The organism is Halobaculum sp. MBLA0143 (genome assembly GCF_041361465.1).
In the GTDB taxonomy this organism is placed as follows: domain Archaea; phylum Halobacteriota; class Halobacteria; order Halobacteriales; family Haloferacaceae; genus JAHENP01.
The window spans coordinates 1,729,737-1,742,723 of the sequence record NZ_JBGKAC010000001.1; the positions used below are offsets into that span (position 1 = coordinate 1,729,737).

General features: G+C 69.7%; 11 protein-coding genes. 6 read left to right on the forward strand and 5 right to left on the reverse strand.

Features of this window, described 5'->3' with window-relative positions; translation table 11 throughout:
- Positions 1-59 precede the first annotated feature (59 nt).
- Positions 60-2,033 (reverse strand): acetate--CoA ligase, encoded by a 1,974-nt coding sequence (gene acs / locus RYH79_RS08900; protein WP_370898269.1) that lies wholly within the window; start codon positions 2,031-2,033, stop codon positions 60-62.
- Positions 2,034-2,164: 131 nt separating this feature from the next.
- Between acs and RYH79_RS08905 the strand changes: the two genes are divergently transcribed.
- A complete protein-coding gene (locus RYH79_RS08905; protein ID WP_370900831.1) occupies positions 2,165-3,091 on the forward strand; it encodes an aminotransferase class IV in 927 nt (308 codons plus the stop codon).
- On the opposite strand, the gene RYH79_RS08910 is transcribed toward RYH79_RS08905, so the two are convergent.
- The 3 genes from RYH79_RS08910 to RYH79_RS08920 form a co-directional block, all read right to left on the reverse strand.
- The gene (locus tag RYH79_RS08910; protein WP_370898271.1) at positions 3,073-3,222 is read right to left on the reverse strand and encodes a hypothetical protein; all 150 of its coding nucleotides are present in this window, start codon (positions 3,220-3,222) and stop codon (positions 3,073-3,075) included. The genes RYH79_RS08905 and RYH79_RS08910 overlap by 19 nt on opposite strands.
- 43 nt (positions 3,223-3,265) lie before the next feature.
- Positions 3,266-3,697 carry a universal stress protein gene (locus RYH79_RS08915; RefSeq protein WP_370898273.1) on the reverse strand — a complete coding sequence of 144 codons (432 nt, stop codon included), beginning with the start codon at positions 3,695-3,697 and terminating at the stop codon, positions 3,266-3,268.
- A 102-nt stretch (positions 3,698-3,799) separates the two neighbouring features.
- Positions 3,800-4,009, reverse strand: a complete 210-nt coding sequence (locus RYH79_RS08920) for a DUF7511 domain-containing protein (protein WP_370898275.1) — start codon at positions 4,007-4,009, stop codon at positions 3,800-3,802.
- 439 nt (positions 4,010-4,448) lie between these two features.
- On the opposite strand from RYH79_RS08920, the gene RYH79_RS08925 reads away from it, so the two are divergent.
- The 5 genes from RYH79_RS08925 (at position 4,449) to RYH79_RS08945 (ending at position 12,088) form a co-directional block, all read left to right on the forward strand.
- A complete protein-coding gene (locus RYH79_RS08925) occupies positions 4,449-5,510 on the forward strand; it encodes a glycosyltransferase family 4 protein (protein WP_370900833.1) in 1,062 nt (353 codons plus the stop codon).
- Between the two features lie 186 nt (positions 5,511-5,696).
- Entirely contained in the window at positions 5,697-7,259 is a 1,563-nt protein-coding gene (locus RYH79_RS08930) for a methyl-accepting chemotaxis protein (protein ID WP_370898277.1), read from the forward strand.
- Entirely contained in the window at positions 7,256-8,011 is a 756-nt protein-coding gene (locus RYH79_RS08935) for a bacteriorhodopsin (RefSeq protein ID WP_370898279.1), read from the forward strand. The genes RYH79_RS08930 and RYH79_RS08935 overlap by 4 nt, the downstream gene beginning before the upstream one ends.
- A 176-nt stretch (positions 8,012-8,187) precedes the next feature.
- Positions 8,188-11,397, forward strand: a complete 3,210-nt coding sequence (gene carB / locus RYH79_RS08940) for a carbamoyl-phosphate synthase large subunit (protein ID WP_370898281.1) — start codon at positions 8,188-8,190, stop codon at positions 11,395-11,397.
- Between the two features lie 214 nt (positions 11,398-11,611).
- A complete protein-coding gene (locus RYH79_RS08945) occupies positions 11,612-12,088 on the forward strand; it encodes a DUF5793 family protein (protein ID WP_370898283.1) in 477 nt (158 codons plus the stop codon).
- A gap of 18 nt (positions 12,089-12,106) precedes the next feature.
- On the opposite strand, the gene RYH79_RS08950 is transcribed toward RYH79_RS08945, so the two are convergent.
- A complete protein-coding gene (locus tag RYH79_RS08950) occupies positions 12,107-12,808 on the reverse strand; it encodes an SDR family oxidoreductase (RefSeq protein WP_370898285.1) in 702 nt (233 codons plus the stop codon).
- Positions 12,809-12,987: the final 179 nt, after the last annotated feature.

Below are 12,987 nucleotides of genomic sequence, written 5' to 3' on the forward strand. Positions count from 1 at the left end.
CGTGCTGCAGCGACTAATGGGTGCCGCGAGAGGGACAACCCGACGACCGAGCCGTCTCCCTACTCCAGATTCTCCACGACCTCCGGGTTCCGGAGTGTCGAGGTGTCACCCAGTTCCTCGTCGTTCGCCAGATCCTCCAACAATCGCCGCATGATCTTCCCCGAGCGCGTCTTCGGGAGTTCCGGCGTGAACACGACCGACTCCGGCCGCGCGATCGGGCCGATCGCGTCCTCGACTGCGGCGACGATCTCCTCGCGGAACGCCTCCGTCTCCGCTTGCCCGTCTTCCGTGATGACGTACGTGTAGACGGCCTCACCTTTCATCTCGTGGTCGCCGCCGACGACGGCCGCCTCCGCGACCCCCTCGACGCCGACGATCGCCGACTCGATCTCCATCGTCCCCAGCCGGTGGCCGGAGACGTTCACCACGTCGTCCACGCGTCCGAGCACTGTGACGTAGCCGTCCTCGTCCACCTTCGCCCCGTCCTCCGGGAAGTACACCCAGTCGTCCGGGTCGTCGCTGTCGGTGTCAGAGTACTCCGCCCAGTACTCCTGCACGTACCGCTCGTCGTTGCGGTACAGCGTCCGGAGCATCCCCGGCCACGGCCGTTGGACCGTGAGGTAGCCCGCCTGCCCCGCCTCGACGGGCTCACCGTCCGGGCCGACGACCTGCGCGTCCACGCCCGGCAACGGCGGGCCAGCCGCGCCCGGCTTCATCGTCTTGGCACCCGGAAGCGTCGTCACCATCATGCCACCCGTCTCCGTCTGCCACCAGGTGTCGACGATCGGGCACTCCTCGCCGCCGACGTGTGTGTAGTACCACTTCCAGGCCCGCGGGTTGATCGGCTCGCCGACCGTCCCCAGGAGTCGCAGCGACGACAGGTCGTGTCGATCGGGGTACTCCGTCCCCCACTTCATGAACGCCCGGATCGCCGTCGGCGCGGTGTACAACTGCGTCGCCTCGTACTCCTCGACGATCTCCCACAGCCGATCCTGCTCCGGGTAGTCCGGCGTCCCCTCGTACATCATCGTCGTCGTCCCGAGCGCGAGCGGGCCGTAGACGATGTAGCTGTGGCCGGTGATCCACCCGATGTCCGCAGAACAGAAGTAGGTGTCCTCGGGCTTCACGTCCAACACCGCCTGCGAGGTCCAGGCCGTCCACGAGAGGTACCCGCCGGTCGTGTGTTTCACCCCCTTCGGCTGTCCGGTCGTCCCGGAGGTGTACATCAGGAACAACATGTCTTCGGCGTCACGGGAGACCGGATCCACCGTCGCCCCCTCGTGGGCGGCCATCAACTCGTCCCAGTCGTACTCGTCTGGACCGAGGTCGTGCCCGAATCCGTCGCCGTCGCGGAGCCGGTCGGCCACGACCGTCGTCGTCTCGTGGCTCACGTCCGCCAGCCCGGTCTCGGCTTTGTCGAGGTGGTCCAACGGGTCCCCGCGGCGGTAGTAGCCGTCACAGGTGACGAGGTACGAGGAGTCGGCCGCCTCCATCCGGGTCGCCAACGCCTCGGCGGAGAAGCCCGCGAACACGACGCTGTGGGGGGCACCGATCCGCGCACACGCCAGCATCGCAATCGGGAGCTCCGGGATCATCGGCATGTACAGCGTCACCACGTCGTCCGCCTCGACCCCCAGCTCCCGCAGCCCGGCCGCGAACTCGTTCACGCGATCGTGCAGCTCCCGGTAGGTGTACGTCCGGTTGGCCTCCTCGGTCGGCTCTCCCACCCACTCGATTGCCGTCTCGTCGCCCCGCTCGTCCAGGTGACGGTCGAGACAGTTCGCGGAGGCGTTCAGCGAGCCGCCCGTGAACCACTCGAAGAACGGCGGGTTCGAGTCGTCCAACACCTGGTCGTACGACTCCTCCCAGTCCAACAGTTCGGCCGCCCGTTCCCAGCAGTCCGGCCACTCCGCCTCGAACGTCTCGTAGATCTCCGGATCGGTGACGTTCGCGTCCTCGACGAACGTCTCCGGCGGCTCGAAGGAGTCCTGCTCGGCGAGTCGTGCCTCCAGTTGTGGCTCCGAGTCAGTCATGTAGCCGCATCGTTCCGTGGGACGGGCTTAAATCTACCCGCAGTTCCGGAATCCCAGAAAGACGACTCGGAGCCGAGTACCCGCTGGTGGGAGCCGCTGGATTCACCTTCGCCGGCGACGACTCACGGACGATGGCCGAGGAGGCGACGGGAGACCTGCAGTACCACGTCGACGGGGAACTGGTCGCGGCCGACGAGGCGACGGTGAGCGTCCACGACCGCGGGTTCGCGTACGGCGACGCCGTGTTCGAGACGATCCGGGTGTACGGCGGCGTCCCGTTCCGGTGGGACGCCCACGCCGACCGCCTCCGCGCGTCCGCCGAGGCGCTGTCGCTGCCGGTGCCCCTGTCGGACGCCGCGCTCCGCGGCCGGATCGTGGAGACGGTCGCCGCGAACGACCTCCGGGAGGCCGCGGTGAAGCTGTCCGTCACCCGCGGCCCGGACACGCGCGGGCTGACTCCGCCGACGGACCCGGACCCGACGGTCGTCGTGACGGTGTCGCCGCTCGCGCCGGGCGGCAGCGACGGGGACCGGGCGTGGGGGGAGCCGGCGCGGCTCCAGACGGCCAAGACCCGTCGCGTTCCCGACCGCGCGCTCCCGGCGGGCGCGAAGACCCACAACTACCTCAACCCGATTCTGGCGCGATTGGAGACACGCGTGAGCGACGCCGACGAGGCGCTCGTGTTGGACGGGGAGGGGTACGTCGCGGAGGCGGCGGCGGCGAACCTCTGGTTCGTCGACGAACGGGGGCTGTACACGCCGTCGCTGGAGGGGCCGGTGTTGCCGGGGATCACCCGCGAGACCGTGGTGGAGATCGCCGAGTCGGAGGGGATCCCGGTGACGGAGGGGCGGTTCGAGCCGGACGACGTGCGCGACGCCGAGGAGGCGTTCCTCACCTCCTCGATCCGAGAGATCCGGCCGGTCGAGACGGTCGACGGCGTCGCCGTCGGCGGCGGCCCGGTGACGAGCCTGCTGACCCGGCTGTACGACGCGCGTGTCGACGCCGCGTGTTACGACGGGGACGACACGGACGGCGACGGTCAGGCCAACGGGCCGTAGGCGAACGCCCACACCGCGGCGATTCCGAGGAGTGCGATCAGCCCCGCGAACAGTGTCAGTCCGACGAGCACTCGCGCGGTCGCGCCCGTCCCGTCGTCCGTCGCCTCGTTGCCGTCCGCCTGGCGTGTCATACCCGTCGTAGCGTCGCCGGCGACATGAACCGTACGCCTCGGGCTACCCCACGACGGTGACCGGCACGTCCGTCCGGTCGAGCAGCCCGACCGCGACGCTACCCAGGACCCGGTCCGAGGCGCTCGACTGCCCACGGTGACCGACGACGATCTCGTCGGCCCGTTCGCGGGCGAACGTCGGAATCGTCTCCGTCGGCTCCCCGTACAGGAGGTGCGTGTCGGGAACCGTGACGCCGTCACCTCGGAGCCGCGCGGCCGCCTCCGAGACGGCGGTCTCGCCGCGCGCCGCCGCCGTCTCGATGTCCGGGGACCGGCTGTCGTCCGTCGGCGCCGGGGAACACGCCGCGGCGTACTCCCGCGGGGTGACGGCGTGAACGACCCAGACGCGTCCGTCCGTCGCCGCCGCGAGCCGCCCGGCGTGTCGAACCGCCGGGTCGCTGTCCGACGAGCCGTCGACCGCTACGAGGTACTCCACGGCCGACGGTTCTCGCGGCCACACCTCACACCCCACGACGATATCGAGTCGGTGAGAGCGGACAGAACAGTTATGACGGGCTGTGTGCGATTCGGACGAAACTCACCGCATCTCCGAGAGGTCCCGCAGCACGTCGGCGGAGACGGTGAGCCAGTTCGTGACGAGGTCAGCGTCGTCGGCGTCGGCCGGCGCGACGGTGTAGGCGTCCGGTCCGTCGGACCGCGGCTCGAGGTAGCCGACGAGCGCCGACTCCGCCGCGGCGGCTTCCGCCCGGTCCGTGTCCGTCTCCGTCTCGCGGGGGCTGGCAGCCATCTGAGACACCTACGCGCTCGTTGCGGGCAGGCCCACCTAATACCGTGGTGTGGTTCCCAGGCCCTGGAATCGAGTGGCTCGTCTCGAGCCACCCCGCTCCGGTCGGTCGGCGTGGCGACCGTCGGAGGCCGCGAGTTCGTCGTCCGGTCGGAGCGTCGGGTCGGAGACGGACGACGAGGACGCCAGCGTCGAGGAGCCGACGGCGAGTCGTGTCGGATCGGCTGCGGTCGGTCCGTGGGGGTCGTCGCCCGCTTCGCGGACAGACGTACTCCGGGACTCCCGTCGAATCCACCCGTCAGTTCCCGCCCGGACAGAGCCGTCACGGGCTCGCGGTGACGACCGGAGAGTCGCGTTCCGGGCCCGAGCTCGTGTGTCGCTCCCGTGCGACCCATTAAGTGGGAGCCTCGCCACGAGGGAGACGATGAGCTACACCGTGCTGATGCTGGGATGGGGGTTCCCACCGAACGTCACCGGCGGGCTCGACACGGCCGTCGGGGAGCTGTACGAGCAGTTCACCTCGGACGAGGAGGTGACGGTGGAACTCGTGTTGCCTGCGGAGTACGCCCCCGCAGACCGTCCGGGGATTCACGGCGTCGAGACCGGCGACGGGGACATCGTCACCCGCATCGGGCAGCTGTCGGAGACGTTCGTCGACCACGCCGCCGACGCGGACCTGATCCACACGCACGACTGGTTCGGCTACAACCCCGGTTCGCGCGCACAGTCGGAACACGGCGTCCCCTGGGTCACGACGTTCCACTCGCTGTCGTCCGACCGGAACGCGGAGCCGCCCGACCGGGAGCGCCGGACGGAACGCCGGGTGGTCAACCGCTCGGACCACCTGATCGCCGTCAGCGACTACACCGCCCGGAAGCTCCGCCGGGAGTACGAGGGGGAGGCGGCGGTGATCCACAACGGGTTCCCACGGGTGGAGCCGAGCGATCGCGACGTGAAGGCGGAACTGGGGATCGACGGGCCGATGTTGTTCTTCGTCGGTCGTCACACGGACCAGAAGGGGATCGAGTACCTCCTGTACGCCCTCTCGGAGCTGCGCCGGGACGACGTGACCCTGGTCGTCGGCGGCACCGGCCACCTCACCGCACAGCTCCGGAAGTTCGCCGAACTCGCCGGCGTCGCCGACCGGACGGAGTTCGTCGGCTTCGTCCCGGAGGCGGAGCTGCCGGACTACTACGCCTCCGCGGATCTGTTCGTCTCCCCGTCCCGGTCGGAGCCGTTCGGGATCACGGTCGTGGAGGCGCTGTCGGCCGGCACCCGCGTCGTCTCGACGGAGTGTGGTGCCGCCGAGGTGCTGCCCGACGACTGTCTGATCTCCGTCGACCGCGACTCGACGAGCATCGCCGCCGGGATCGAACGGGGTCTCGCCGCCGAGGGACCCGTCGAGTACGAGGAACGCGGCTGGGAGGCGGTCGCGGACGACCACCGCGCGTTCTACGAGGCGGTGTTGGACGAGGAGGACCCTCACGCCGCGCTGGAGGGGTGAGCTACCCCCCAACAGTCGGTGTCGACCGCGCCGGAAGGCCGTGTGCGACTGGGACAGAAACCTTTGTCTCTGCTCAGCTCGAACTTCTGTAGAAATTCTGTACTTATCGAACGAACGGTGCTCTATCTATCATTTTTGATAAATCGTCGAGAACGCTGAAGTGGTGGGCGGAGGAACCGGAGATTTATGCCACGACCTGTGCGAGACAGATACGGGGTGAAGCTGGCAGTCGGTTACACGGGCGTCGGAGGGGTGATCGTCGCCACTGGGGTAGTGACCGGGAGCGTCGCGACGACGGTGTTGTCGGGGCTCGTCGGGTTGCTCGTCCTCGGGTCGATCACGGGGACGGCGACGGTCACGACGCTCCGGTTCCTGGAACGGCGGACGGCGGCCATCGCCGACGGAGAGTTCGGAGAACGCGTCCAGACGGACCGGACCGACGAGTTCGGGCGGGTCGCCGACTCCGTCGACCGGATGCGGCGGAAGCTGGCCGACCGGATCGAGGCGGCCGAGACGGCACGCGAGGAGGCGGAGGCGGCACGCGAGGAGGCACGGACGCTGGCCAGACAACACCGGGAGATCGCGGAGCAGTACGCGGAGACGATGGCGGAGGCCGCGACGGGTGATCTCTCCAGCCGGATCGACGTCGAGCAGGTGGAAGCGACCGAGGAGTTCGAGTCGATGGAGGTGATCGGCGAGCAGTTCAACACCACTCTCGACGAGCTGGAGGCGGCGTTGGCGGAGGTGGTGTCGTTCGCGGAGGCGGTCGACGACGGCACCGTCGCGGTGGCGGACGCCGCCGAGGAGATCGGGACGGGCACCGAGGACGTCGAGGCGGCCACCGAACAGACGACGACGGCAGTCGACGACCAACGACACCAGCTCCGCGAGGCGACCAACGAGATGGACGACCTCTCGGCGACGGCAGAGGAGATCGCCGCCACGACCGACGAGGTGGCCCGCGAGACGACCGCGGCCGCGGAGGCGGCCGACGAGGCACAGACGACCGCCGGCGAGGCGATCCAGACGGTCGAGACGGTCCAGTCGGAGATGGCCGACGCCGTCGACCGGATCGAACGGGTCGACGAGCGCACGGCGGAGATCACCGAGGTCGCCGAGATCATCGGCGACATCGCCGAACAGACGAACATGTTGGCGTTGAACGCCTCGATCGAGGCCGCCAGGGCCGGCGGGAACGGCGGTGGCGGCGACGGGTTCGCAGTCGTCGCGAGCGAGGTGAAGAGTCTCGCCGAGGAGACGGCCGAGCAGGCGGACGCCATCGGCGATACGATCGAGGAACTGCGGGCGGAGACGCGCGCCGCGACCGACCAGATCGGGACGACCAGCGAGTCGTTGGCCGGGAGCGTGGAGACGACCCGGAGTGCGGTGTCGGAGATGGAACGGGTCTCCGAGACGGTGGGCCGGATCGACGACGGGGTCGCCGAGATCGCGGACGCGACCGACGAACAGGCCACCTCGACCCAACGGCTCACGAGCAAGGTGGACGAGGTGGCCGCGGTGGGTGACACGATCGCGGAGAACACGGAGGCGGTCGTCTCGGCGACGGACACGGCTGGCGACGCCGTCGAGGCGGTGCTCGACACGAGCGACGAGCTCCGGGCACGGACGAGCGACCTGACGGGGGAGTTGGCCCGGTTCGACCTGGCGGTCGACGGCCAGCCGTCGCCCGCGACCGGCGACGCGGAGCCGGCGGCCGTGCGGTCCGACGGGGGTGATCGACGGTGGTGACCGCCGAGACGGTCTCGTTGTCGCTGGGTGTCGTCGGGATGGCGTTGGGTGCCGTGGTCTGGTACCGGCTGTGGGCAGACAGCGACGCCGCGACCCGCGAGCGCGGGGCGTTCGTCTGGATCGCGGTGATTCCCGTGGCGGCCGCAGTCGCGTACGCGCTGATGGCGCTGGACGTCGGGTTCGTCTCCGTCGGTGGCGTCACGGTGCCGGTGCCGCGGTACGTCGACTGGCTCGTCACCACGCCGGTGTTGATCGGCTACACCGCCCACGTCGCTGGCGCGAGTCGGCGGACGACCGGGTGGATCGTCGCCGTCGACGTGGCGATGGTCGTCGTCGGCTGGGCGGGCGTCGTCACGGGCGGGACGACCCGGCTGGCGGCGTTCGCAACCTCGTCGCTGTGTTACGTCGGGCTGTTGTACGCGTTGTACGGCGTGTTACCGGACGTGGCCGCCGAGCGGAGCGGCTCCCGTCGACGGTTGTTCGAGGTGCTGCAGAACCACGTCGGACTGTTGTGGGTCGTCTACCCGGTCGTCTGGGCGGCTGGCCCGCTCGGGTTGGGCTACGTCGAGACGATCGGCGTCACGCTGCTGATCAGCTTCGTCGACGTGATGGCGAAGACGCCGTACGTCTACTTCGTCTCCGTGCACCGGTCGGCGTTCACCGACCCCACCGAGACCGCCGCGACCGAGTCGGCCGAGACGCCGGCCGGGACGCCCGCGGCCGCCGACGGCGGGGAGGCGACCGCCGACTGACCGGCGGCTGCGGGCTCGTCCCCGAGGCGGAGTGTCTCGCGACACCCGACCGGAGCGGCCCGCACACCGGCCGTCACCACCCCACGGCCGGCCGTGTCTTTCGAAATTCGTAATCTACTTCGAATCGCGTCTCAGATTCGCGGGTCTTATTACGATACACGGACCACCACGGGGTAATGGACGACGGACGGACGATCCTGCTCGTGGGGAGCGGCCCGATCCAGATCGGACAGGCGGCGGAGTTCGACTACTCCGGGGCACAGGCGTGTCGCGCCCTCCAGGAGGAGGGCGCACGAGTGGTGTTGGTCAACTCCAACCCGGCGACGATCATGACGGACCCGGAGACCGCAGACCGGGTGTACATCGAGCCGATCACGCCCGACTCCATCGCGGAGGTGATCGCCGCGGAGGAGCCGGACGGCGTGATCGCCGGGCTCGGCGGCCAGACGGGGTTGAACGTCACCGCAGAGCTCGCAGAACAGGGGGTGTTAGACGAGTACGGTGTCGAGATCATGGGGACACCCCTGGAGACGATCTACGCGACGGAGGACCGCGACCGGTTCCGCGACCGGATGGAACGGCTGGGCCAGCCCGTGCCCCGCTCGCAGACGATCACGGACCCGTCGGAACTCGACGACGCGGTCGCGGCCGTCGGCGGGCTCCCGGTGATCGTCCGGACGACGTACACGCTGGGCGGGCAGGGCTCCAGTGTCGTTCACGACCGCGAGGAACTGGAGGAACGCGCCCGCCACGGGCTGCGGCTCTCCCGCAACGGCGAGGTGATGGTGACGGAGTCCATCGACGGCTGGGTGGAGCTGGAGTACGAGGTGATGCGGGACGCCGACGACTCCTGTGTCATCATCTGCAACATGGAGAACCTGGACCCGATGGGGATCCACACCGGGGAGTCGACGGTCGTCACCCCCTCGCAGGTGATCCCGGACGACGGTCACCAGGAGATGCGGGACGCGGCCTTGGAGGTGATCCGCGATCTGGGCATCCAGGGTGGGTGTAACATCCAGTTCGCCTGGCACGACGACGGTACCCCGGGCGGGGAGTACCGGGTCGTCGAGGTGAACCCCCGGGTGTCGCGGTCGTCGGCGCTGGCGTCGAAGGCGACCGGCTACCCGATCGCCCGGGTGACGGCGAAGGTGGCGCTGGGCAAGCGCCTCCACGAGATCGACAACGAGATCACGGGCGAGACGACGGCGGCGTTCGAGCCGGCGATCGACTACGTCGTGACGAAGGTGCCGCGGTGGCCCATCGACAAGTTCCCCGAGACGGAGTTCGAACTGTCGACGGCGATGAAGTCGACCGGGGAGGCGATGTCGATCGGCCGGACGTTCGAGGAGTCGCTGACGAAGGCGCTCCGTTCCAGCGAGTACGAGCCGGCGGTCGACCTGACGGCCGTCGACGACGAGACGCTGCGCGAACAGTACCTCGAGCGCCCGTGTCCGGAGCGGCCGTACGCGATCTTCGAGGCGTTCGAGCGCGAGTTCGACGTGGCCGACGTCGTGGAGGCGACCGGCATCTACGAGTGGTACGTCGAGCGGTTCCGGCGTGTCGCGGACGCCCGGGCGACCGCCGCGCAGGGCTCGTTCGGCGACGCCGCCGCGGCCGGGCTGACGAACGACGAGATCGCGGCCGTCGCCGACACGGACACGAGCAGCGTGGAGACGACCGTCCCCCGGCGGTCGTTCAAACAGGTGGACACCTGTGCCGGTGAGTTCGCGGCGTCGACGCCGTACTACTACTCCGCGCGCCAGCCGGAGTACCTCGTCGACGCCGCCGGAGGAGTGGTTGCCGAAGACGCTGACGCCGCCGGGACGGCAGCCGACGGGGACACCGACACGCCGTCGTTGGTCGGGCCCGCGGGCGACGAACTCCGGATCGACCGCGACGCGGACAGCGTGCTCGTGGTCGGCGGTGGGCCGATCCGGATCGGCCAGGGGGTGGAGTTCGACTACTGTGCGGTCCACGCCGTCCAGGCGTTCCGGGCGGCAGGACTGGACGCGCACGTCGTCAACAACAACCCGGAGACGGTGTCGACGGACTACGACACCTCCGACGGGCTGTTCTTCGAGCCGCTGACGGCAGAAGAGATCGCCGACGCCGTGGCCGCGACGGACGCCGACGGCGTGGCGGTGCAGTTCGGCGGCCAGACCTCGGTGGAGGTCGGGGAGCCGTTGGCGGCGGAGTTGGACCGTCGGGGCCTGGACTGTGAGATCCTGGGGACGAGCCCGGAGGCGATGGACCTCGCGGAGGACCGCGACCGGTTCAATCGGTTGTTGGACGAGCGGGGGATCGAACAGCCGGAGGGTGGCAGCGCGGAGTCGGTCGACGAGGCGGTCGAGTTGGCCGCGGAGATCGGCTACCCGGTGCTCACTCGGCCCAGCTACGTCCTCGGCGGGCGGGCGATGGAGATCGTCCACGACGAGGCGGAGCTGCGGGAGTACGTCGCCGAGGCCGTCCGAGTGTCGCCGGATCGCCCGATCCTGATCGACGAGTTCCTGGACGACGCCGTGGAGTTGGACGTGGACGCCGTCGCCGACGGCGAGGACGTCCTCTTGGGCGGGATCATGGAGCACGTCGAGTCGGCGGGGGTCCACTCCGGCGACTCCGCGTGTGTGATCCCGCCGCGGTCGCTGTCGGCGGCGACGGAGGCCCGGGTCCGGGAGGTGGTCGAGGAGATCGCGGACGCGCTGGACACGGTCGGTCTCCTCAACGTCCAGTTGGCCGTCCGGGAGACCGACGGCGACGGCGCCGGCGAGGTGTACGTCCTGGAGGCGAACCCGCGTTCCTCGCGGACGGTGCCGTTCGTGTCGAAGGCGACTGGCGTCCCAGTCGCCAGACTCGCCGCTCGGGTGATGGCCGGCGAGTCGGTGGCAGAGTTGGACGCGACGGAGCAGGTACCGGAGGCGTACAGCGTCAAGGAGGTCGTGCTCCCGTTCGACCGGCTGCCGGACGCCGACCCGCGGCTCGGCCCGGAGATGAAGTCCACCGGCGAGGTGATGGGCACCCACGAGACGTTCGGCCGGGCGTACGACAAAGCCCAGATCGCCGCCGACGCCGCCGCCCCCGCGGAGGGGACGGCCGTCGTGGAGATCGACGACCCCGAACTGCGCGAGCAGTTCGGCGAACACTACGAACTGTTGTCGCCGACAGACACGACGACGGCGATCCGCGAGGGGGAGGTGGACTACCTGGTCTCCGACGAACGGGCGTCGCTGCGGGCGGCCGTCGACGAGGACGTGCCGTACGTCTCCACCGTCGCCGCCGCGGAGGCGGTGTCGACCGGGCTCGAGCACCGCGACACGGAGCTGAGCACAGTCGCGGTGACGGACCGGCCGCGGCGTCGCAAGCAGTGGGGCGAGCGAGGGCAGTGAACGGTACGGGGTGAACACCGGGGGAGTGCGACGTAGCAGCGTGCGCGGCGCCGCCGAGTGAGTCGTCGGGGCCGGGCGAGTCGTCGGCGCTGCCGACGGCCACGGACGGGTCGTGCGAGTTCGGCGTCTAGCCCCCGAGCGGGCCGTCGTCGGACGCCTCGGCGGTCGACAGCGTTACGTACTTACGGCGGCGACGCGAACCGAGAGGTACCGAATGAGGCGCGACTACTTCGAACTGGAGGTGGACAGCGTCGGTTGGGTCGAGAACGACGACGACCCCAGACGCCCCCACGTCTACATCGACTTCCACGGCCCGGAGGACCTACTGCACGACCGCCTGACTGACCCCGGCGGCGATCTGTTGGACGCGGCGGAGACGGACGTCGCCTTCCGACTCCAAGAGGCACACGAGAGCAACCCGGAGGCGCCGGGTGTGGTCGGCGTCACCAACCGCGTCACCGGGGAGTTCATCGTCGAGCTGAACGAGGAGGCCGAGGACGTACTCCAGTTCATCCGCGCGGCCCGCGAGTTCGGCGAGAGCGTCGGCGACGACGACGGCCAGTTCGCGGTGGAGATCGCCGTCGACGGCGAGGAACTCGTCACCTACGAGAAGGAGACGTTCTTGGTGTACGACGCCGAGGGGAACCTCCTGCGGACGGAGAGTCTGATCCCCTCCGGCGTCGAACTCTGACCGGAGCTGTTCTGTCCGTCAGCGGCTCGCCCGCTTCCAGACCCGCAGGTCGATCACGTCGCCGCCGTGTTCCTCGGGGTCGGCCTCCCGGGCGGCCCAGGTGAACATCGCCGCGACACGCTCCGGGTCGCGGCCGCTCTCGTCGCCCGTCAGCTCCGTGGCGACGAGCCCCAGGTCCAGCACGAACGCGTCGGCGTCGGCGTCGGCGTGGAACTGCCGGACGACCGCCTCCGCGCCGGCCTTCGAGACGGCGTACGCCCCCAGCCCCGGCTTGGCCTCGCGCGCGACGGCACCCGACGGCACCAACAACCGCGCACCCTCGGCGAGGTGGGGCAGCGACTCACGGAGCGTCCCGAACACGCCTCGGACGTTCGTCTGGTAGCTGTCGTCGAACCTGCTGTACGACGCCTCGGTGATGGGCGAGTCACCGGGGGACCCGTGGAAGACGGCGGCGTTGGCGACGACCACGTCCACGCCGGGCGTGCCGTGTTCTGCGGCCGTCTCCAGCAGTCGTTCTAGGTCGTACTCGTCGCGCACGTCCGCCCGCTGGCCGGTCACGCTGCCGGCCGCGTCGGCGTCCAGTTCCTCTGCCGTCTCCGTCACCCGCTCGGGGTCGCGGGCACAGATCACTACGTCTGCGCCCTCGTCTGCGAACTCCGCGGCGACCGCTCGTCCGACACCTCGTGTCGCACCCGTCACGACGACTGTCTGCTCGTCCATAGGTGACGGTGGAGCGGGAGGTACTTAGCCGCGGCGTAGACGGACGAGTGTGCGGGGACACGACTGTCGTCGTGATTCCGTTCGGGACCGTCGTTTGAACTCAGAAGGCGAAGCAGAGTGTGACGGTGCAGACACCGGGACGACTCTCACTCGAACTCGTCGCTGTGCTCGTTTTCGTC